This is a genomic window from Eisenbergiella massiliensis (assembly GCF_003435485.1).
The window spans coordinates 433,427-456,065 of record NZ_QVLV01000001.1 but is presented as its reverse complement, the minus strand read 5'-3'; the positions used below and the strand labels follow the sequence as shown (position 1 = coordinate 456,065).

15 protein-coding genes are annotated in these 22,639 nt (G+C 46.8%); 2 read left to right on the top strand and 13 right to left on the bottom strand.

The annotated features are described in order from the left end of the window. Positions 1 to 103 precede the first annotated feature (103 nt). Positions 104 to 1,927, bottom strand: coding sequence for an extracellular solute-binding protein (locus DXC51_RS01850; protein WP_025488222.1), 1,824 nt, complete (start codon positions 1,925 to 1,927; stop codon positions 104 to 106). 263 nt (positions 1,928 to 2,190) lie between these two features. Between DXC51_RS01850 and DXC51_RS01845 the strand changes: the two genes are divergently transcribed. Then, positions 2,191 to 3,402, top strand: coding sequence for a response regulator (locus DXC51_RS01845; protein ID WP_025488221.1), 1,212 nt, complete (start codon positions 2,191 to 2,193; stop codon positions 3,400 to 3,402). Beyond that, on the top strand, positions 3,399 to 5,201 hold the full coding sequence (locus tag DXC51_RS01840; protein WP_025488220.1) for a sensor histidine kinase: 1,803 nt from the start codon (positions 3,399 to 3,401) through the stop codon (positions 5,199 to 5,201). The genes DXC51_RS01845 and DXC51_RS01840 overlap by 4 nt, the downstream gene beginning before the upstream one ends. 117 nt (positions 5,202 to 5,318) lie before the next feature. On the opposite strand, the gene DXC51_RS01835 is transcribed toward DXC51_RS01840, so the two are convergent. From DXC51_RS01835 to DXC51_RS01780, 12 genes are all read right to left on the bottom strand, one after another. Beyond that, positions 5,319 to 6,677: an alpha-L-fucosidase gene (locus DXC51_RS01835; protein ID WP_025488219.1), complete on the bottom strand. Its 1,359-nt coding sequence runs from the start codon at positions 6,675 to 6,677 to the stop codon at positions 5,319 to 5,321. A gap of 32 nt (positions 6,678 to 6,709) precedes the next feature. Next, positions 6,710 to 7,603, bottom strand: a complete 894-nt coding sequence (locus DXC51_RS01830) for a carbohydrate ABC transporter permease (protein WP_051358369.1) — start codon at positions 7,601 to 7,603, stop codon at positions 6,710 to 6,712. A gap of 16 nt (positions 7,604 to 7,619) precedes the next feature. Continuing rightward, positions 7,620 to 8,537, bottom strand: coding sequence for an ABC transporter permease (locus DXC51_RS01825; RefSeq protein ID WP_025488218.1), 918 nt, complete (start codon positions 8,535 to 8,537; stop codon positions 7,620 to 7,622). Positions 8,538 to 8,691: 154 nt separating this feature from the next. Further along, entirely contained in the window at positions 8,692 to 10,269 is a 1,578-nt protein-coding gene (locus DXC51_RS01820; protein ID WP_117543519.1) for an ABC transporter substrate-binding protein, read from the bottom strand. Between the two features lie 179 nt (positions 10,270 to 10,448). Then, positions 10,449 to 11,192, bottom strand: a complete 744-nt coding sequence (locus DXC51_RS01815; RefSeq protein WP_117543517.1) for a response regulator transcription factor — start codon at positions 11,190 to 11,192, stop codon at positions 10,449 to 10,451. Continuing rightward, entirely contained in the window at positions 11,189 to 12,868 is a 1,680-nt protein-coding gene (locus DXC51_RS01810; protein WP_117543515.1) for a sensor histidine kinase, read from the bottom strand. Before DXC51_RS01810 ends, DXC51_RS01815 begins: the two co-directional genes overlap by 4 nt. A 226-nt stretch (positions 12,869 to 13,094) precedes the next feature. Then, positions 13,095 to 14,717 carry a SulP family inorganic anion transporter gene (locus DXC51_RS01805; protein WP_117543514.1) on the bottom strand — a complete coding sequence of 541 codons (1,623 nt, stop codon included), beginning with the start codon at positions 14,715 to 14,717 and terminating at the stop codon, positions 13,095 to 13,097. A gap of 143 nt (positions 14,718 to 14,860) precedes the next feature. Further along, a complete protein-coding gene (locus tag DXC51_RS01800; protein WP_117543512.1) occupies positions 14,861 to 16,375 on the bottom strand; it encodes a glycoside hydrolase family 31 protein in 1,515 nt (504 codons plus the stop codon). A 61-nt stretch (positions 16,376 to 16,436) separates the two neighbouring features. Beyond that, a complete protein-coding gene (locus tag DXC51_RS01795; protein ID WP_117543510.1) occupies positions 16,437 to 18,725 on the bottom strand; it encodes an AraC family transcriptional regulator in 2,289 nt (762 codons plus the stop codon). 173 nt (positions 18,726 to 18,898) lie between these two features. Further along, on the bottom strand, positions 18,899 to 20,464 hold the full coding sequence (locus tag DXC51_RS01790; RefSeq protein ID WP_117543508.1) for an ABC transporter substrate-binding protein: 1,566 nt from the start codon (positions 20,462 to 20,464) through the stop codon (positions 18,899 to 18,901). A gap of 78 nt (positions 20,465 to 20,542) precedes the next feature. Then, on the bottom strand, positions 20,543 to 21,448 hold the full coding sequence (locus DXC51_RS01785) for a carbohydrate ABC transporter permease (protein ID WP_117543506.1): 906 nt from the start codon (positions 21,446 to 21,448) through the stop codon (positions 20,543 to 20,545). A gap of 84 nt (positions 21,449 to 21,532) precedes the next feature. Next, entirely contained in the window at positions 21,533 to 22,498 is a 966-nt protein-coding gene (locus DXC51_RS01780) for an ABC transporter permease (RefSeq protein WP_117543504.1), read from the bottom strand. Positions 22,499 to 22,639: the final 141 nt, after the last annotated feature.

Below are 22,639 nucleotides of genomic sequence, written 5' to 3'. Positions count from 1 at the left end.
ATGTTTTGTGCATAAAAACAGCCGTGCCCATGAAAAATCAATTCTTTTCACAGGACACGGCGCTTCCATTTATTGCATTCCGGACAGGACTCCGGCCAGGCAATTATTCAGCTGCATTAAGGACCGCATCTCTTTCATTTCTTGCCTTTTCGATATCATCCAGACGCCACTGTATCAGATCCTCCGCGCCCAGATCCTTACAGTCGGCAACCATTTGCTGCCAAATACTTTGAAAGGTTTCTTCGTCCTCCGCATAGACCATTTTCCAGCTCGCATCTACCACCTTATCATTAATGGTGCTCATAGTAAGCTTCATAGAGTCATCCGGTGTGCTTAAAAAGCTGTTGATGAAATCAAGGTCACTTGTATAAACAGCGCAGTTATTGGTATCCACCAGATCCTGCCAGCTGTCATAGCCTGTGGTTTCTTTCCAGGAACGATATGCCTCATTGTCATTGGCAATTGCTTTTTCTTCCGGCCAGCCTGTATGGACACTGATTAAATCTTCTCCATTGGGCCCCTTATATGTCATAACCGCAGACTGGGCAAGAATCCAGCTTGTGTTCCAAAGATAGGCCTGTTCTCCATTGTCATAAAAGTACTTGTCTCCGGTCGCTGCCTGATTATATTCCTTTGCTTTTTCGGTCAGTGTAAGAACATTGCCGTTAATCTCGTACATATCGCCTTCCGGTCCTGCATTCCCCATCATCTGTGCATCCGGATCTGCCATCATATCGATAAAGGCAAGACATGCTTCCAGATTTTTCGTATTGGCATTTACCACAATATATTCATCCGTATTTCCAAAGATAGCATCTCCGTAAAGCGTTTCACTATTGATATAATATTTTGTTCCCGGAATCCAATATTCAAAATACTCGTTACGCCATCCGGGCTGTGTGCCGCCGCCGAACATTCTCGTCTTTTTCCCGGCAGTGCTCCGGTCCGTATTGATGCTGTCCGGATCTAGTATCCCCGCCTGCATACAGTCGAAGTAGAATTTCAATCCCTGGTAATAAACGCTGTTATCCTCCAGGATGGAAGAATATTTCCCCTCTATCATGTTTGTTTCCAGCAGATAGGGAAGCTGGTTTTCCGTATAGCCATGCCATCTGAGCCATGTAATAATATTTCCCCAATACTCGGTATCGGATCCTGAATTCAGCACAGTTCCATAGATTTTATTGCCGCTGTCATCTGTGGGATGGGCCTCCATCATCTGTTTTGCCACTGTGATCAGTTCATCATAGCTGTTGATTTCCGGCGCGCCGATTTCTTCATAAATGCTCCAGTTCAGCCTTACCACATTACGGTCTCCCATGTCTGTAATATCAGTTCCTCCCACATTGGTAGGCATTGCGTAAAGACTGCCCGTATCGTTACTCCTGTAATTTTTTACGAATTCCAGCGCGGGTCCAAGACCGTTTTTTTCAATCGCCGCCTGCACATGCGGAAGGTCGTCCAGATAATCATCCAGCTTCAGCACCATGCCCGCATCTATCATAAGGGAGAGATTTTCCGCGTTTACGTGCATAACATCCGGCAGATCCCCGCTGGCAAGAATTGCATTGGTTTTCTCGTCCGAATAAGCCCATACGTCAATGGCAAGCCCCTTTGTTTTGAAAAAATCTCCCAGATAACCCGAAACAGTCCCGCTGGTCAGATTCGCGTTAAAGGGATACAGGGAAATGGAAACCGGGTTCCCGCTGTGCTCACCTTCAAATGCCGCCAAATCAAAGCTTACTCCGCTGTCCTCTGCCGCTTCTTCCGTTCCCGCTGCCTGCGCGGCCGTTTCTTTGTTCCCTGCCTGGCTTGGCTGTTCCTGCGAAGAAGCCGTTGTACCGCTTCCGCAGCCGGCAAGCGTCCCTATCACCAATGCACCGGACAACGCCAGCGCAGCCACTCTCTTCCAATATCTGTTTTTCATACATTCCCTCCTGATAAAATTATAGTCTTCAGCTTCTAACCGTCACGTGACATCCATTCGAATTTCTTAGCTCAATCATAAATAGTTTCATAAATTTTGTATATATAAAAAATCTCGGATAATTTAGGAAATTCCGTATTCCTCACAAAGTCGGCTTTACTTGCCTGCCTTATTCCTATAAAATTATAGTACGGATTTACATACTGTTAAGGCAGAGGTCACTGTTCATTCCCAAATAGTATCTTTAAATTACAGGAGGTAATATGTTCCAGGTATTGCTGTGTGACGATGAAATATCTGTTACGAATTTTCTGAAAAACTCCATTCCCTGGGAAAGCCTTGGAATAGAAAATATCCATACCGCTTCCGACGGCAGGGAAGCCCTTGCTGTTCTGGAGAAAAATCAGGTAGATCTTCTGATAACCGACATCCGCATGCCGCGTATGGACGGATTGGAGCTTTTGGCAAAGGTCCGCCAGACTACCCCGGATACCCACTGCATCCTGCTGACAGCCTATGGTGAATTTGAATATGCAAAGGCTGCCTTCCGGCTGGGCGTGGATAATTATCTTCTCAAGCCGATTCAGGTGGAGGAGTTGACGGAGACAATTGAAAATACAGTAGAAAATATGTACCTGCACAGGAAAAACCAGGAGGTTCTCTTCCGTGAGAATATATTGCGCCGCTGGCTTACCGGCAGCATCGGTGAGGATGAACTGGGAGAAAGAAGCAGTCTTTTGGGGGATATTAATATTTACCAGCGCTCCTATTGTGCCGTATGCATGAGTAAAGCGGAGCATTCCATTTCCCTGTCCGCTTTTACCGAGAAGTGTGTGCCGGAGCTGTCCCGCGTATATGATTGTCTTCATGTCTGGGACAATCAGGGCTATTATGTCCTGATTGTGAGCGGGAAAGAAATAGACCGGGAGCAGCTGGCCGGGGTACTGAGGCAAACTGCGCGCCAGCTGGATATCTCCGATAAAATACGCATTGCCGCAGGAGCCGTGGCGGAGCAGAGTGAAAACCTCTGTGTAAGCTACCAGGGGGCAGTAAAACTGCTTTCCTCTCCGGAGCCTCCGGCCGGAACGGTCCAGCTTGTACCGGACAACAGCAGGATAGAGGCAGACCCGGACGCTTCTATTGATTATGTAAATCTTTCCCCCATCATACAAAAGGCGATTGATTACATCCACAAAGAATACGCAAATGGGGTATCCATCAAAGATTTCTGTGCGAAGCATACCATTACCACAGCCTATCTCGGCTATCTGTTTAAGAAAGAGACCAATACCTTTTTTAACAATTACCTGAATACCTACCGGCTGGAAAAAGCCAGGGAACAGCTGGTCAACTCCCAGGAAAAGGTAAATACCATCGCAGAAAAAAACGGTTTCACCTCAACCAGCTATTTTATAACCTCTTTTAAAAAATATACGGGAATGTCACCTCAGAAATACAGGGAGCAGAACCAATGAACAATAAAAAACCGGACAATCATGTAAATAATCTTTTTCTCACCAGCGCCTCCGTTTTCTGTATCCTGCTGCTTATTTTCAGCTTTCTTGCCATATATTTTTCCTACCACGACAAAAAAAGCCGGATTACATCGTCCATGGAAATGATCAGCACCTATACCAGCCAGGAATACGGAAATATAGTGAACAATTTCTGGCAGGCCTATATGCCTGTCTACGAAACAATGAAAGAGGATTCCACACTGGTAAAGAGCTATTTCGCAGCGGAGGACGAACTGACCCCTCAGGAAAAGAACCAGCTTTCCAGCCTGTTAAAAAGGATGAGCCTGCGGGATAACAGGATTACATGGATTGCCCTGTATTCCGCTTTAAGGCCGGTAAATTATATTCAATACGCCAATGATACTTCCATTAATACGCTGCCTGACAGCTTTCCCTATATCAAAGAGCTGACGGACAAAAAACAGCAGATGGAGGTTTATGGCATGCGCTATTTAAACGCTGCTTCCGCCGGAAATGAAACCTTTGCCATCAGCGGCGGCGTGCCCTTCGGCTTTGGGAAAGGCAGCATTATCATCGGTTATAAGACAAGCACCCTCGCCCAATCTGCCACTCTGTTTCCCGATAATGTAAAAAGCATGGAGTATTATGTCATATCCAATGGACAGGTTGTTTATAATTCTGAGGAGAATTATGATATCGGCTCACTTTATCAGCCGGATGGAGAAACAGACGGTATCCACACGGTAAACGGCACCCGTAAATATGTGCAGGCGCTCCCTTCCGGCAACGCTTCCTCCTATGTTGTCTGCTCCATTAATTACGGGGATATGCTCCGGTCTGTCCACAAGGATACCCCTTTGCTCCTTGCCGTATTTATTGCCTTTTTCGGATTTTCCGTCTTCATCGGCCGCAGCATTCAGCGGCAGGTGGCGGAGGAAGTGGCTGTAATTAAGGAGGGACTGAACATTCTGGCGGAAAACAACCTGGATTACCAGCTGCCTACCAATTTCAGGCAGAATGGTTTCCCGGAAATCGCACAGGATATCAATATGATGAGCTCACGGCTCAATGAAAGCATTAAGAAAGCATATTATTTTGAATTGAAGCAAAAGGATGCCGAAATGGCAGAGCTGCAGGCTACCTTCAACCCGCATTTTTTATACAATACCCTGGAAATGCTGCGCAATAAGTGCTACAGCAACGGGGATTCCCAGACAGCGGGGCTGATTGCCAACCTGGCCTCCATTTTCCGCAGCTTCATCGGAGCAAAAACCTTCGTAACCTTCCGGGAGGAACTGGCCTTCAGCAAGAAGTACCTGTCCCTTCTTATCGCAAGATACGGGGATCTCGTCAGCTTCCGCTATGACTTTGATTCCGCCCTGCTCAATTACGGAATCATACGGAATGTCTTCCAGCTCCTGATAGAAAATTATTTCGTCCACGGGTTTGACGCCAACCGGCCGGACAATGAAATTGAATTCATGGGAACCTTCCTGGATGAAGACAATATTCAGCTCCTTGTAAAGGATAACGGCTATGGTATGACAGAGGAAGAGGTCGTTGTGCTGAACCAGAAAATTGAAGAGCCGATCCGCCACAGCCGGGAGAACTTCGGCCTGAAAAACCTGAACCAGCGCCTGAAGCTCTTTTACGGTCCCAGCTATGGGCTGCATATTGAAAAAAATGAATCCGGAGGGATTACTGTTTTCATAAAAATCAGGAAAATGACGGTGGAGGAATATGAGGAAAACAGGAAACAATTGCGGGAACCGGAAGGGGATCCCGGTTCCCGCTAAGTGCCTTCCTCCGGCGCTATAGGCCAGTTTCAGGACTTCATTAATCCCCCGCCGCCTTATTGATTTCCGCCCAGGGAGTAATTGATATTTTGTGCAGGTTCTGTATCTGCGCCAGGCCTATTTTAATCCGTCACCCAGCCCGTAAACATCATTTTCTTTTCCTTCCACACCATCCCAATGGATTTCTTCTTTAAACTCCAGTTCAATAATCGTATCCAGCATATCACGTGAAGCTATCGGCACCCGGATTTCAATATTGCCTCCATCCTCCGTAAGTTCTGCGTCACGGGCATTCAAGGATCGCCAGGAAACCAGCTCGTTATCCGGTATCGTAAACTTTACAGTATCCTGCTGCCATTCAATGATATGGACGTATACCCTGTTTTTACGGTATGTAGTTCCGCCCCAGCTTCCCGGTATAACCGGGCCGCCTCTCGTTTTGTACACTGTATCCCCATATTTTTGCAGCCAGTCACCAAGCTGCCTGAGACGTTCCACCTGTTCCGGTTCCATATCCCCATCTCCTGTGGGACCGACGTTGAGCAGATAATTGCCGTCCCTGACCACAATAGAAATCAGGTTATGAACCAGTTCCCGTAAAGACAGCACCGGCCTTCCCGGAATGTATCCCCAGGAATCCGCAATACAATCATTGGAATCCCATGGTTTATCCGTACGGATATCATCAATCCGGCGTTCCCTCACGTGAAAATCACCTTCCCAGCCGAAACGGTTATTTATCATAATATCCGGCTGAAGCCTGCGTATCTCATTGATTATTTTTTCCGATTCCCAGAAATAATTAACTTTCATATATTCGCTGACGGCCCATTCCGGCCTGCGGAACCACCCCTGCTCGGAGGACCAGTCGATTCCGCCCAATGCCAGCCACTCCCCGTCAAACCAGAGCAAATCGATTTTCCCATAATTCGTCATCAGTTCCATCAGCTGATCATGGCACTGTTTTTTAAGCTCCAGCGCATTTTCCCAATAAAGATCCGGGAAAAAATAGCCCGGGAATCTCCAGTCCAGGGGAGAATAATAGAACCCCACCTTAAGCCCTTCTTCCCGGCAGGCTTCCACATATTCTTTTACAAAATCCCTGTGCGCCGCGCTGTTCATCGCATTGAAGCTGCTGCTCCTGCTGTCAAACAGACAGAAGCCATCATGATGGCGGGTTGTCAGCACCATATATTTCATTCCCGCATCCTTAGCCGCCCTGGCCCATGCACGGGCGTCAAACCTGCAGGCCGCAAATTCCTCCGACAGTTTTTCATACTCCTTCACATTCAGCCGTTCGCTGAACAGTACCCATTCTCCCTTTCCCAGCATGGAATACAGTCCCCAATGGATAAACATCCCAAACTTGGCGTCCCGAAACCACTGCATACTGCTCTCGTCCAGTCTGTGTACTTCTTCCGGCACATATTCTTTTTGCGCCTGTTCAAAGGATTTCATTTCTTCTATCTTTTTCATAGCTTTCCTCCTGCTGTTTTTTCCAGGCCCGCTCAGCCCTTTACGGCTCCTACCGAAATTCCCTTAATAAAATATTTCTGCATAAAAGGAAATACCACAAGGAGCGGGAGCAGGCCTACAATGGCAATAGCCATCCGGACGGTTTCCTGGGGAATCCCCCCGCTGATGCTGGACATGTTGATATTGCTGTTTGCATTTTTTGATAAAAACTCAATATTTTTAATCATATTATTCAAAAGCTGCTGCACGCTGAACAGTTTTGCATCTGTGATATAATATAACCCATTCATCCAGTCGTTCCAATACCCCAAACCGATAAACAGGCCGATTGTGGCAATAATCGGTTTACAAAGCGGCAGCGCTACCTGGCCGAATATCCGGAATTCCGTGGCGCCGTCAATCTGGGCGGCCTCGCTTAATGCAATCGGCATGTTGGACTGAATGTAAGTGCGGGCCAGGATAACATTAAAGGCGTTCATCAAAAGCGCCGGTATTATCAGTGCGCCTATCGTATTTTTCATATGCAGGTAACGGGTATACATGATATATGTAGGAACCAGGCCTCCATTAAACAGCATGGTAAAAAACAAATAAAAGGAAAGGAATTTTCTCCCGGGGAAATCCGGATGCGCTAAAACATAGCCATAAAGCAGCGTCATCATGGTTCCTGCCACCGTGCCAACCGCAGTTACCATAAGCGTAACTCCATAGGCGCGGAAAATCTGAGCCTTTTCATTCCATATATATTGATATGCTTCCAGGCTGAACTGCTTTGGCCAGAAGGAATAGCCATGCATTATAATCTCATTGTTACTGGTAAGCGACGCCATTACCAGAAGAACCAGAGGTATTATCATAATCAGCGATATAAGCCCCATCGCCAAAGTAAGCATCCACTGATAACGTCTTTCTTTTTTCCCAACCATATTGTCCTCCTGTCTGCTAAAATAATGCATTCTCAGCACTGTATTTTCTGGTTATCCGATTGGCTGCCAGCACCAGGACAAAGCCCACCAGTGACTGATATACACATGCCGCAGACGACATGCTGATATCTCCCAGTTCAATCAACCCGCGATACACATACGTATCAATCGTATTTGTTGCGTTAATCAAGGCTCCGGAATTCATCGGCACCTGATAAAACAGGCCGAAATCCGAATAAAAGATTCTTCCGATACTCATAAGGGTCAATGTAATTACCGTTGATTTTAAAAGCGGCAGCGTGATAAAACGGATTTTGCTCCATCTGGTTGCGCCGTCGATTTCTGCGGCCTCATACATTTCCTGGTCGATTCCCAGTATCGCCGCCAGATATATGATGGAAGAATACCCCGCGCCTTTCCAGCAGTTGATAAAAATCAAAATCCCGGGCCAGTATTTGGGCTCCGTATAAAAGGAAATTGCCTCCCTGCCCGACGCAGTAAGGCTTCCGTTAATAAATCCGGTTCGGCCGCTAAAAAACGCATAGGTCAGGTAGCTGATGATGATGATGGAAATTAACGACGGAATCAGCACACAGGACTGAAAAAGCTTCACCTTGGTCTTACTGCGTAACTCACTCAAAAGAATTGCAATTAAAATTGCCGCGAATGTATTTACAATAATAAACGCCGTATTATACAGAAGTGTATTCCTGGTAACCAGCAATGCATCCGGCGCCTTGAAAAGATATTCAAAATTGGAAAAGCCTGCCCAGTCGCTTTTCAGAATACCTTTTGAAAAATTTAAATTTTTAAATGCGATGACAATACCGAACATCGGAATATAATTGTTAATCAGCAGATATACAAATCCCGGCAATACCATAATATAAAGTGGCAATGCCTTACGGAAAAGTTTTATTTTTTTACCGTTCATATTCACTTTTTCCTCCAAAGCCCCTGCAGCGGCAGTCCTTATCAAATTTTTCTTCCTTCCTGCAATATGCAGCGCCTCCTGACATCAATTCCGCCCTAAAGAATAAGCGGTCAACCGATAACGATATCAACCGACCGCTTATAAGCATTATTGTTTACTTTTGTTCTGCCAGCCAGGCGTCCGCCTGTGCCTGCATTTCAGAAATAACATTGTCAATTCCCGCCGCTTTCAGTTCTTCATTAAAGGCTGGCAGGGATTCTGCCGGATCCGCATCCCCGTTTTCAATAATCGCTTTGTATTTTCCCTTAACATTGCTGATTGCCGTAATCTCATTCTTCACCTTGGATGTATCAAAGATAAAGCCATACAGCGGGGATAATTTTGCCGTGTCGTTAAACTCAGTATATTTTGCAAACACATCCTCCGGGTCGGTCTCCCATGCATATCCGATGGATGCATTCCCGGAAAACCACATTTCATTGCCCCAGCCTACATTGTCCCCGGTAACGCCTTCCGGATAACCGGCAATTCCTTTGGCCTCGTCCTTCACTACATAATCCTTGCCTTCTATCCCGTAACGGAACAGATTCTGGAAATCCGAATTGGTATACAAAAGATTCAGCACTGCCAGCGCTTTCTCAGGATGTTCACACTGCCCTGCAATTACCCATTCAATGAAGTTTACGGATTCGGTGGAGAGTGATTTTTCCGTAATCGGGATAGCGGTAATCTCCAATCCTGTATTCATCGTTTCCTGCGTTACAATGCCGGGATGATAATTTCCGAAATAACCAAAGGCATTGCCTGCTTTCAGAATATCCTGCCTCGGTGTGGTATTTGTTGTGGAATCCGGCATAAAATAACCTTTTTTATTCCACTCATAAGCGGCTTCCGCCATTTTCTTATACTGTTCCGTATCGTAGGTATTAATGATAGTCACGCCATCTGAAGGATCATCCTTCATATCCACGCCTACGCCTGCCGCAATTTCATCAAACTGACCTTTTACATAATTCAAAAAGCAGCCGCTGGTTAAATCGGACGGAATCAAAGGATACATACCCGGATGCAGCTTCTGTACCTGGCTCAATACCTTCTCCACATCGTCCATTGTCTTAATATCTTCTTCCTTAATACCGGTTTCGTCCAGGATATCCTTCCTGCATACCAGGCCCGCCTGCGCCGCCATATCCCGATAGCTGGGAAGTCCATACAGCGCGCCGTCAAAATAGCAGGCATCTATGTAACGTTCCATCGCCTGGTAGGCTTCCGGCGCATAAGTCTTAATCATGTCCGAAACATCATACAGCTGTCCTCTCTGTCCTTCTTCCCTGATACCATCGCTTTGCATGAAAATATCCATCTTTTCCCCGCTGGACAGCATCAGGTTAATCTGATCCCCATAAGCTCCCCATTCAATAATCTGCAGCTTTACTTTCGCATCAGCCACCGGGGCGATAATTTCGTTCATTGCATCCTCTACCTCCTGCATGCTGGCAGGAGAAGCATTGGAACCAGGCCATATCATAAGGATTTCTGCCATATCCCCGTCTTTTAAAACAGAGTCGGCCGCATCAGCCGCTTCCGCCGTTCCTGTTTCATTTCCCGTTTCATTCCCTGTTTCGGCAGCCGGCTTGTCGCTTCCGCTCCCTGATGAAGAATTTCCGCAGCCCGACAGCGTCGATACTATCATGGAAGCTGCCAATAACAATGTAATTAACTTCTTTTTCATATACTTCCTCCTAATTTTAAAATGGTAACGGCCGTTCTTGTTCTGATATCCTTATCATACGTTCTGCACCTTCATTCTTCAATTTCAATACCGATGCATTCCATAACAAAACCGACTTTTTATAAAGAAAAAGAGCATCTGCACCAGCCGCAGTGCGGCCGCAGATGCTCCTTTTCCTATCAATCCCTTTCATGTCTGACACGATATTCACTTGGTGTCTGGGATGTTAGTTTCTTGAAAATCTTGGCGAAATAGGCCGGAGAGTCATAGCCGGTCTGGGCGCTGATCTCCGCCATAGAAAGATTTGTTTCCCGCAGCAGTTTCTTCGCCATGATAATTCTGTATCTCTGTATGTATTCCATTAAAGTATAGCCGGTACATTTTTTAAATTCCCGGTTAATATAATCCCCGTTCAGATGGACCAGGGACTCGATATTCCTGCGTGTGATAATTTCGTTATAGTGCTCCTCCAAATAGCTTCTGACCTGCCTGATGGGATCTGACATTTCACTGTCTTTTTCATTCGGCGTTTTCATGGATACGGCCATATTTTCTTCCACCCGTTCAATCGCTGAGCTTATCACCTTCTCCAGCTCCTCAAAGGAAACAGGCTTGAGCAGGTATTGATAGACCCCAAGGGAAATCGCGCTTCTTGCATAATTAAAATCAGGGAAGCCCGTCAGGATTATGCAGATAATTTCCGGATAAGCATCCTGCATCCACTGTATCAGTTCAAGGCCGCTCTCTCCCGGCATTTCAATATCGCAAATCATGATATCAATCGCAGACGACGCCAGGATATCCCTTGCTTCATCCGCATTATAAGCCACAAAAACCTTCTGTATCCCTTTCTTTTTCCAGTCTATGGCTTTCTCCATGATCTGGATCATAGTAACTTCATCATCTACCAGAAGCAGTTTCATTCTCTGAGTCCCCCCTTCGATATCATCAGCGGAAGCAGCAGGGTTACCACCGTATTGCCCGGTACGCTCTCTATCTGCATTTGCGCTGTCTGCCCGTAAAATACCCGGATTCTTTCCTTCACATTCTGGATTCCTATATGCTCTCCTCCTGCTTCAATGGATTCATCCCGCTCTATTTTTTCCAGGATATCCTTTTTAAAACCGATTCCATTATCCCTGACCGTAATCTTCATCTTCTCTGTTTCCACAGCCTCCACCGTCACTTCTACCTGCAGCAGCGGAACACGCATAATATTATGCTTCAAACTGTTCTCGAAAAATGTCTGTATGAGAAGAGGCAGCACCGCCTGTTCTTCCAGTCCCGGTTCCACCGATATCCGGGCCTCAAACCGATCCTGATAGCGATATCTTTGGATTTCCACATAACTGCTGAGACATTTTAATTCCTCCTGCAGCAGGACAAACGTCCCCTTCCTGCCAAGAAGATAGCGAAAATAGCTCCCGCAGGCAAGCGCCAGTTTCTGGATGGAAAGGCAATCCTTCATCTGCGCCATACCATAGAACAGATTCAGTATATTCGTATAAAAATGCGGCTGTATCTGTATTCTCAGGTAATTGCTGTTGATTCTCTGCCGCTCCAGCTCCGTTTCATAAACCTGAATTTTCAGATGCGCAATCTGATCCGCCATGTTATTGAAGGTACAGAACAGATTCGCAATCTGGGAATTATCATGTACCACAGGAAGCCTGGTATCCATATCCCCGCCGCTGTAATTTTCCATTGCCGCCCGCAGCTTTTCCAACGGTTCAAATACGTCCCTGGTCTGCCTCCCCAAGACCAGAAATATCAGAAGCGACGCAAACAGCATAGCTCCCATTAAAATGAGTACTCCCGTGCCTTTATTGCTGTAGAGCCTGCCGCTGCCTATGGTCACACGGATACCGGCATCAGTATACTCCAGAAAACGGTCATAGGAAACTGTCATCCCCTTGTAAGGCTCTCCCATGTGCGCAACCGTATTTCCCGCGCGATCCACCATTTCCAGGACCCAGTTTTCTTCCTGATCATATAAGCCTTCCAGAATATGCCCCGCAGGATACAGGCTGCCGATATACCCGTTTTCCATATGGTAAATTTTCAGCAGATACGGCGTATCCTGCACATAAAGGACACTCCATTTGTCCTTGCTGGCTATTGTATTATGCGCAATATAATCGAAAACATTTTCTTTGATCCCCTGCGATTTCAGATAGGAAGTATTCTTTTCATCCACTGAAAAATATATGTTTCTATCCGGGACATATACAAAGGTCACAAGTTCATATCCCTGCCTGGCATTCATATCCGCAATCTGTGAACGAAGCTGCAGCTTTGCGGTTTCCACAGTCAGTTTATCCTCAGAATTGCACAGCTGGCTGTACAATGCCCCGGTTTCCGCACTGATAAAACTTAACATCATCCGCGATGTTTCATTCAGCTTGTTCTCCCAGAAGACTCCGTAGCTGTCAATGGTATCTTCAAACAGCTCCTGTGCCCGCTGCCCGTCCTTATGTATCAATAACAGGCTGCTTATCTCAATAATTAAAATGGCGCCGGTCATAACCGCCCCCATTGACCAAAGCACCTTTTTAAAAATTGATTTTTTGCCATTTTCCCCCATGTTTATCCCCTTCATTCCAGGCTCTTCCTTTACGCCTGCCGCAGCAAAACTTCAAGATACAAAAAGAGCCATCCTGTCGTAGATGCACATATACGGGTATCTGCGCGCCGTCCAACCAGGGACTTAAATCCCTGTACGCATTCATACGAAAAGATGGTTCCATGGGTTAATTTTAGAACAATGCAAAAATAAAATCAATGGATAACTGTTCAGTACCCTCAAAGTTACATCAAAGGTACTTCTAATCCAACAGCGCCCTCTCCACGCTCCAGTAAAAACTATTCTCCCCAATCATATCATAGATACCGGAGCGTTTCAGCATCATCATAGTGCTGTTAGGAACTCCGCATAAAAAGATTTTCTTCCCCTGTTTCTGCAGCTCGGCCAGCACCTGCATAAAAGTAATGGCGCCTGAGATATCCATATAGGAAACCCCTCGCATGGACAGCAGGACGGTATCAAACTCCTGCATTTTTACAAGGATTTCCTCAATATTCTGCGTGTTCGCAAAAATTATGGTTCCCGTCAGGTAAGCGACCGCAGCATTTTCATACTTCTTATTCAGTCTCTCATCCGCATTATTGATACGGCTCATATCCACTTTCTCATAATTGATTTCTATATGGGACAAACGGCTGACCAGAAGAACCAGCCCGGTTACCACACCCAGCAGAATCGCCGTGGTCAGATCAAACAAAATGGTAGCCGCCATGGTAATCAGGTATTTGGCTGCAGCCCCCTTGAAATGATGGGAAAAAATATACCTGATTTCCTTCCAGTCATTCATGCGGAAGGCGGTCACCATCAGAACCCCCGCAAGGGCGGACAGGGGAATCCTTGCCATCACAGGCCCCAGGATAAACATAAAAACAAGAAGCCCCAGCGCATGGAATATACCGGTCAGCCTTGTGCGCGCCCCGGATTTCAGCGCAACGCTCGTCCTGGCAATGGCCGCAGTTGCGGGAATCCCCCCGAAAAAGGGCAGGATAATATTTCCGATGCCCTGCGCCACCAGCTCCTGATCGCTGTTCAGCCTGACATTTGCCATTTTCCCGGCGCTGGCCCCGCACAGCAGGCTTTCAATCATCCCCAGCATGGCAATACTCACCGCCGGGCCGAAAAGCCCTTTGATATCCTGGAGATTCAGCGCTGCAATATCCAGACGGTCCTCCAGGAAAAGCGTTTTGGGAATGGCGCCCACCGTTTCCACATCCAGTTTCATTACAACAGAAATCACTGTGGCAATAATAATGCTCAGAAAGGAAGCCGGCACCACCGCGTTCCATTTTTTCGGAAAAAACACCATAAATAATACAACAAACATTCCCAGCAAAACAGCCTGCAAATTCACCGGAAAACCCAGGCGCCCATAGCTGAAAAGCTTTTGCACCGCGCTGGATCCTTCCGACGCAACTCCAAAAAAATTATCAATCTGCCCCATCGCAATAATCACTGCAATACCGGATGTAAATCCCGTAATAACAGGCGCCGGGATAAAGCTTGTCAGCCTGCCGATATGGAAAATACCGCAAAGCACAAGCAGGACACCCGCAATGAGCGTGGCCGCAAAAACACCCTGCAAGCCATATCCCGCAATAACGGACATCAATATGGCTGCCATTGCTCCCGTAGGGCCGGATATCTGATAAAACCCGCCCGAAAACGCACCGATTACCAGGCCGGCAATAATGGCCGTAACCAGCCCGGCCGCCGCCGTCGCACCGCTGCTTACGCCGAAGGCCAGCGCCAGCGGAAGCGCCACCGCCGCAACCGTCAGCCCGGCCATGAGATCCTTTATAAGATCTGCCCCGCTGTAGTTCTTAAACTCTTTTTTTAGCTGCTGCACATAATTCCTGATTAACATAACACACTATCTCCCCTTAATATAAAAAAGTCCGGCGCAGGACCTGCCTCTGTAATCGTGGTTTCCCTTGCAGGCCGGCGCGCAGAACTTAATTATAGGATTTCTATGATATTGCGTCAATATGAAGCAGCACTCTTTTACCTTTATCCAATTTTTATGAAATAAGGCAGCCGCTCCAAACCTGCTTCCACATGGATAGTCCGCCCGCCCTCATACAGCGTTCCGTCCTCCGCCTTCCACATCCCTCCGGGAAGGACAACCTCCCGGCTTACCGCACCCTTCCTCATAACCGGAGCTGCCATAACACGGCTGCCCAGCATATACTGATCCAGGATCCGTTCCATCCCTTCCTCCGGAAATTCATATGCCATCGGCCGCATTATCGGCTCCCCGGAAGCAGCCGCCTTCCCGGCCAGCTCCAGAATGAAGGGCGCCATTTCCTGATGCAGCCGATACATCCTCTCCACAATCCGAAAGCCTTCCTGGCTTAATACTCTCCATGGCGCCAGAGAAAACTGTATCATCGGGCAAAGCGCGCTCGCCTGCGTCCATCTTATAAAAAGCTCCTCATCAAAGCTTGTTTCAAACAGGTCATTAAAAACCCCTCCCCCCAGCATATCCGGACAATGATAGAAATTCCCGGTCAGCCCCTGCAGCAGGGAATGCGGAATAATCTGGTTAAGCCCCTCTCCTTCCCAGGTATGCATTTTATCCTGGAGCCGGTGCACATAGGGCTTTCCGCCGCCCTTCCAGCCGCAGCGGAACTCATGAAAGGGATAGAGTTTCCCCAGCTCTTCATAGTATGCAATCTGATCCTGCTCACAGCCTTTTATAAAGGAAGCATCGTCCTCGTCAAAGAAATAGGCATCCCCTCCATCAAACTTAAAACCGTCAACACCGTATTTTTCCTGCAAATAATCCAGCTGACTTTTATACCATTGTACCGCGGATGGATTGGACAAATCCAGTAAAGCGGTGCGCCCCGCCCACCACCAGCGATCCGCCGTATTGCCGTCCGCATCCTGAAGCAGCAGCTTCTGTGCCTTTAGTTTTTCATAATCCGGAGCCTCCGGATCAACCACCGCCATCGTCCACAGCATTACCGTAAAGCCCAGCTCGTGCAGGCGTTTGATCATTTTCTCCGGCTCCGGAAAGGTATCCTTCCTGAATTCCCAGTTTCCGAAGCAAATCTGCCAGCCGGCATCTATCATCAGAATCCCAGCGGGCATTCCATGGCTGATAATATTTTCAGCATATTCTAATACTTTTTCCTGGGATGAATTCACATTCAGTTCGATCCAGGTATTATACTGCGGTTTTTCAAAAAATAACCTGTCCGGCACCCTGGAAGGCAGTGTATATTTATCCCTGGCTGCATTCAGGCAGGCATCCCTGAGATTTTTCCCATCCGAATTCAGTTCCACCGGATAATCCGAACGGATTCTTATCTCGCCGTGCCAGAACCGGATCCGAAACGGCTTATCGCTCCAGATATATCGTCCTTTGGAGGATACAAAAAGCGGCGCCGACTGATCCAGCGCCAGCTTTATCGTTCCCAAATCCAGCTCACAATCACTGTCTTTATCATAGGGAAGCGTTTCGCCCAGATTCACGATACCTCCCCACCAATATTCATTTTCCAACATAGTAATACGCATCGTATGCTCTCCTCATAACCAATCTTTTTTATATGTCGCTCATTCCGGCAGCCGCCCGGAACTATTCCCGGGAAGCGCTGCCGCCCTCCAGCTCGGAAACCGCATGATAATCCCGGAACCGGGAAGGGGTTACGCCATAGAACTTCTTAAAAGCAGTCGTAAAATAGGTACTGTTGTTATAGCCTACGGCATCTGCAATCTGTGAAATATCCTTATCCGCCTCCGAAAGGAGAAGATCCCTGGCCTTTTCCATGCGGACCTTCAGAATATAATCCAATGTCCTGGATCCGGTAAATTCCGTAAACAGCTTCCCAAAATAGGCGGCGCTGATATTCAGCTTATCCGCCAGCAGGTTCACATTCAGATTGCTGTCGTCATAATTATTCCGTATGTAGTCCACCGCTTCTTCCATCATGGCTGCAGTAGAATGGCTGCTGATTTTGCTGATTTGGATGGCTGCCTCATCATACAGGGATTCCAGCCATAAAAGCAGCTCCTCCCTTCCTGTCAGCGCTGCTATCCGCTCCCTCAGAGAACCTCTTCCATTTTCCTTGCCTTCCGCATTCCGGCTCATCCTCCCGGCCTTCAGTATCGCTGCCCCAGTCTGCTCCAGCCTGGATACAAACTGTCCGTAGGGCATCATCTCACAAGCCTCAAGCAGATTACGGACAGCCTCCATATACCCTTCTTTATCCCTCTGCTTCAAACAGCCAATAATCACATCATCCCAGTCCTGCGGTATCTCATTTTCCATACCGGTAAGAACCACCGTTTCTTCACAGCCCAATAAATGTCTTGTTTTCAGGCAATCGTTGAGCCATCCGAAATAACGGACACAATCGCTGCCGCCGTCCCGCAATGCCTGGGACACCATAATATAGGTGCGGATTTGTGACAGCTTTTGTATGGAAGCCTTTGCTCTGCCAACCGCCTCCACGATCAGCTGCTCCGCCTGTTCCTCTCCATCCTCCCGATAAACGATGAACAGCATTCTTCTCAGGCCCACTTCCAGGCCGGTACAATGCCCGAACTGCTCCAGGGCTGTTGTAAACACGCTGCCCGCCATATTTCTCAGCATATCATATTCCTGCATACTGAAGCTGTCTGCCCGGTCCGCACTCTCCATAAAAACTACAGCCATATAATAAGGACGGTTTCCCGAAAGAATTCCCTTCTGCTGCATCAGATCCTGGATTTCCTTCCTCTGATTTCCCAGCAGCAGGTTCTTTACAATAAAGTCATTCTCTTTTTTCTCATTCAGTGTTTCAATATGTGTGGAAATCCCCTGATAAAAATGCTCCAGGAAAGCGATCTCGTCCTCATCCGCACCCGGTTCCATTTCCTCCGCAATCTGTGATTCCTTCAGATTCCCGACCATTTGGTTAAAGGGCCTGAAAATACGGCGGGAAACCAGCATCATCATCAGGATAATTGTCACCGCCGCCACTATGATAACGGCAAAAACAATATAAAAAACGTAATTTATATTCACAATCTGCGTGACATAATCCGACTGCGCCACAATATAATATCCGTTTTGCTGTGCAGGGAAGGATAAAAATTCCCAGCGCTTCCCATCCTCCTTCAGTTCAAATTGCTCCTCATGTGCCAGTACACGCCGTACCCATTCCCTGTCAGACCAGTCTTCTCCCAGATTTTCCAGGTTGCTGTTGCCAACCACTACCCCATCCTTATTCAAAATCACAATGCGGAACTGTTCCTCATGCGTATTGGAAAAGAGGCTCTTATTCATCTGCCTCAAATCAATATTTATCACCGCCATCCCGCTGAAACGGGGATCGGTAATCGCCGTTTCAGCCATGGGTATGGTAAGAAGTGGAATCGCTTCCTGATCGGAATGCCTGCTTTGTACATTCCATACACAGGCATTATTCTGTCCGTCAATTTGTATCATTTTATCTATCAGTATATGATCAAGATTTTCAGGAATGGATACGTTGGATCCTATATTCAGAGCCATTTCCTTTTGATAATTTATGAAGCAGGCCGACTGCAGATACGCAGTACCGTTTAATATGCTCAGCACCTTATTGATAAAGGACATGTGGTTGGTAAAATCCGTATCCTCTTCCAGCCGCAGGCTGACTCCGTCAGGAGAGGCATACCACTCTGATAACAAATTCCTGGCATCCGTAATGCTCCGGCTGAAAACTGCATCCGTATTTCCCATGGTTGCACGGGTAAGCTCATAATACCCTTCCACCATCTGCGTGCGGAACCAGGCAAATAATACTGCCGCCACCACAATCAGCACCGTCAGGGATATGGAAAGCATCCCCAGCAGCGTTTTGGAAAATAGGGTTTTTGTTTTTTCCCGAAGCCATTTCATAACCTTGTACCTCCCGCTTTCTCTGCATCTATTGTAGCAGAATGCCCTGTATCTGAAAACAGCCAAATCCCCTGAACGCGGCAGACGGATCGTCAGTAATTTCCTCTCCCTGTCTGCTGAAAAAAGCGCTCGCAGGATTGCGGACGCCTTTCCCGGCTTGCATCAAAAAGCCCCTACTGTTTGTTCTGTGCGTAAAATTCAGAAAACTGCTTCTGATATTCCGCAATATAATTATCCAGTCCTGCTGCCTTCAGCTCTGCAATTACGGCATCGATATTTTCATCATAATCCAGGAAGCCCCATGCCATGGGTTTCAGCTTCTCATCATAGATAGAGGTGAGCATTGCCACTTCCGTAGCAACCGGCTTTGTATCGAAGGAAAATCCTGTCAGTTTGGAAAAAATTGCGTCATCATCAAAGTGCTCATATTCCTCGATAGTTTCCTGCGGTATGGATGAGTCGTAAACATTATAGGGGATAGCTTCCATAAACCAGCTGTCGATAAAGGAATCTGATACCAGCTTATTAATGGAACCATCTTCATTTATTTCATAGTCCTTACCTTCCACACCATATACACAGAAATTAAAATGCTCCTGATCCTTGTACATCCAGTTAAACAAATCCAGCCAGCGGGATACGTTTTCCTGATCAGCCGCTGAAATTGCAATGCCCCAGTCATAATCCTTATTCTTAACCTTCTTCTGATCCCCAATTTTTACCATGGTTTCATAGGCGTCAGGATCCGCTGTTTTCAGGCTGCTGGAAATCAGGGAACCGGGCATTCCGTTTCTGGAAAGGCAGTTTGCCGCATTCCAGTCAGCATCGCTCTGGGAGGGATTGGTAATCAGGTCCTTGTTGATGTAGCCAAGCTCCACCCACCTGCTGGTGATTTCACAAAGCTTTTTAAAGGCGTCGGATTCAAAATAGCTATAGACGGTATCGCCCTCTTCCTCTTCATTCACATAGACGAAATCATTGGCTTCATTGACGGATCTGGTTCCCTCTCCGCAGTAGGACCACAGCGCGTACGGAAGGAAGTCCAGGTTCATTACGGTTCTCATATCCGGATATTTTTCCTTACATAAAGCCATAACCTCTTCCAGCTTCTCCAGCGTATTCACATCCGCGCTCTTGTATCCCAGCTCATCCAGGATATCGCCCCTTACGTCAAAATACTGCATGGATCCGGCATATGGCTTGTTACCGAAGGGAACAGCATAGATTTTACCGTTATACTTCGTACATTCAAAGCCGTTATTTTCACCTCTTGTTGCAATCAAATCCGGAAGGTGGGTTTCCAGCAGGGATTCATCGATTTCCGCCAGATATCCTTTGGTATGCCAGTCATAGTTGGATACGATATACTCCACTGCAAATCTTTCCCCGGATGCCAGCATCGTGGAAACATTCGTATCGGAACCCCAGGGCAGGAATTCCACAGTCAGGTTGATATTCAGATCCTCAAGGACGGCGTCATGAAACTCATTCTTAAAGAACTCCTCCCGCCTGGAAGACATATCCCCGTAAAAAATCAGCCTCAGATCCACCAGCTCCTTATCAGCCGTATCGGCAGCGCCCTCCGTACTTTGTGCCGCCGTACTTTCCGCAGCCGTTGATTCTGCGGAGACAGAAGCCGCAGCCTCCGTATTTTCACCGGTTCCTCCCGTTCCGCAGCCTGCCAGCACAGATGCTGACATCATTAACCCCATTACCAATGCCAAAACTCTTTTTCTCATTTTGCTCCTTCCTGTGCCTATTAACGCACGTAACAATCTATCCTTTTAAATATCCGTACTTTGACAGATATATAAGGCCTAACCTTTCACGGCTCCCACCGTAATTCCTTTGACGAAATATTTTTGGGCAAAGGGATAAAACACCAGTACCGGCAGAACGGTAAAAACCGTCATGGCCATCCGCGCCGTATTGGACGGCAGCACTATATGGTCCTTTGCCGACTGCAGAGACGAATTGGTCAGCAAGGCTGAAATATTCGCCATCATATTATATAAGAGCTTCTGCAGTGTATATAAGTCCGTTTTTGTAATCAGGTACAATGATAAATAAAAATCGTTCCAATACTGCAGCGCCATAAACAGGATTACGCTGACGAGCCCCACCTTGGCAAGCGGCAGCGCCACGGAAAAGAATACCCTGGCATCGGAGGCCCCGTCTATTTTTGCCGCTTCCACCAGTTCCTCCGGGACCGCCTTAAAATTACTTTTTAATACAAACATATAAAAAACATTCATTCCATAAGGCAGGATAAGCGCCCAGATATTGTTCTGCAGCCCGTAATATTTCGTGCAGAGTATGTACCAGGGAAGCAGGCCCCCGCTGAAAATCATGGTAAACCATGCAAAAAAGGAAAGACTATTAGCGAATCTGAAATTCTCTTTTTTCTGCGCCGTCGCATAGGCAAACAATGACATTACGGCCACCGAGTAAATGGTGCCGATGATTACACATAAAAAGGATATCCCATAGGCCCTTAACAGCATAGTTCCTTTATTTTCCATAATAAACCGGTAGGTTTCCAGGGTAGGCTTCCTGGGCAGCAGGGAAAACCCGTAACTGACAATTGCCGTTTCATCGGAAATGGATGCTACAAAAGCTATCCAAAGAGGAAGGAAGCAGCTGACCGCCATGATTCCTACAATTACATAGCATAGGATGCTTTCTTTCGTTTTACGGGACTGTGTCTCTTGTTGTTTCTTCATTTTTTTAATCCTCCTACTGGTTTTGCGAAGCAAAATGCAAATTCTTTAGAAATTTGCCCTCCGTCGAGCAGCGGATTTGCCTCCTTAAAATAAAGCGTAATCTGGATCGAATTTCTTTACCAGCAGGTTGGAACCCAGCACCAGAAAGAAACCAAAAATAGACTGATATAAGGTAATTGCAGAGGCTGATTCAAACTGCCCGTTTACGATTGCCGACCGATATACAAAGGTGGCAATGGTATCCGTTTTTTCCAACAGCAGCGGGTTCAGGCTGGTCATACCCATAATCTGATCCACTCCGCCCGCCAGAATGCCCCCAATATTCAGCAGAAACATAATTATAATGGTAGGCTTTAACAGCGGCAGCGTAATCCGCCTGATTCTCTGCCACCGGCTTGCCCCGTCTATCTCTGCCGCCTCATACAGGCTCTGGTCAAATCCGGTGAGTGCGCAGAAATAAATGATGGAACCATAGCCAGCGTTTTTCCATATGGTAGTTATAATCATGATCGGCCACCAGTAGTCCGCATTGGAATACCATTCCACCGGGGTGCCTCCCAGTGCGGAAATCGCAGAATTGATAATTCCCGTATTCTCATCAAAGAGAGCCAGCGCCACCATGCCCACAACAATCCAGGATATAAAATAAGGGAAAAGCATCACCGACTGGGTTACCTTTCTGTATCTTTTGGCATTAATTTCGTTCAGCAGCACTGCAAGCCCTACATTAACTATTACACCCAGCCCAATGCTGAACCCGTTAATCACCAGTGTATTCCTGGTAGCCCGGATGGCATTATTCAGATTCATAAAGAAGAATTTAAAATTCTGTAATCCTACAAATTCACTTCCGAACAGCCCTCCCTGATAGGTATAGCGTTCGAATACCACATACAGACCGGCCATCGGCAGATAACTGAAAAGTATCAGACAGATTACGCCAGGTATCGCAATCAGGTAAAAAAACCATTTCTGCCTGATTTCCTGCAGCAGGCTGACCTTTTTCCCTGCATAAGGAACTGCTTTCTTATTTTTTTGTTTCGTACTCACTTCCTTGGCCTCCTTCGTTTTTCTGAGGCCAGACTAACATATGGTTTTGTGCTATTCAACCATGAAAACTTGAAATTTATTAAAATATTCAGCATTTTTATCAGTTTCTAAATTTTTTAAGCCCTATTTTTTTAAATCTAT

Bases quoted from the DNA above. Each gene is read 5' to 3' on its own strand.
- DXC51_RS01850 (WP_025488222.1), bottom strand. From the start codon at position 1,927: ATGAAAAACAGATATTGGAAGAGAGTGGCTGCGCTGGCGTTGTCCGGT.
- DXC51_RS01845 (WP_025488221.1), top strand. From the start codon at position 2,191: ATGTTCCAGGTATTGCTGTGTGACGATGAAATATCTGTTACGAATTTT.
- DXC51_RS01840 (WP_025488220.1), top strand. From the start codon at position 3,399: ATGAACAATAAAAAACCGGACAATCATGTAAATAATCTTTTTCTCACC.
- DXC51_RS01835 (WP_025488219.1), bottom strand. From the start codon at position 6,677: ATGAAAAAGATAGAAGAAATGAAATCCTTTGAACAGGCGCAAAAAGAA.
- DXC51_RS01830 (WP_051358369.1), bottom strand. From the start codon at position 7,603: ATGGTTGGGAAAAAAGAAAGACGTTATCAGTGGATGCTTACTTTGGCG.
- DXC51_RS01825 (WP_025488218.1), bottom strand. From the start codon at position 8,537: ATGAACGGTAAAAAAATAAAACTTTTCCGTAAGGCATTGCCACTTTAT.
- DXC51_RS01820 (WP_117543519.1), bottom strand. From the start codon at position 10,269: ATGAAAAAGAAGTTAATTACATTGTTATTGGCAGCTTCCATGATAGTA.
- DXC51_RS01815 (WP_117543517.1), bottom strand. From the start codon at position 11,192: ATGAAACTGCTTCTGGTAGATGATGAAGTTACTATGATCCAGATCATG.
- DXC51_RS01810 (WP_117543515.1), bottom strand. From the start codon at position 12,868: ATGAAGGGGATAAACATGGGGGAAAATGGCAAAAAATCAATTTTTAAA.
- DXC51_RS01805 (WP_117543514.1), bottom strand. From the start codon at position 14,717: ATGTTAATCAGGAATTATGTGCAGCAGCTAAAAAAAGAGTTTAAGAAC.
- DXC51_RS01800 (WP_117543512.1), bottom strand. From the start codon at position 16,375: ATGCGTATTACTATGTTGGAAAATGAATATTGGTGGGGAGGTATCGTG.
- DXC51_RS01795 (WP_117543510.1), bottom strand. From the start codon at position 18,725: ATGAAATGGCTTCGGGAAAAAACAAAAACCCTATTTTCCAAAACGCTG.
- DXC51_RS01790 (WP_117543508.1), bottom strand. From the start codon at position 20,464: ATGAGAAAAAGAGTTTTGGCATTGGTAATGGGGTTAATGATGTCAGCA.
- DXC51_RS01785 (WP_117543506.1), bottom strand. From the start codon at position 21,448: ATGAAGAAACAACAAGAGACACAGTCCCGTAAAACGAAAGAAAGCATC.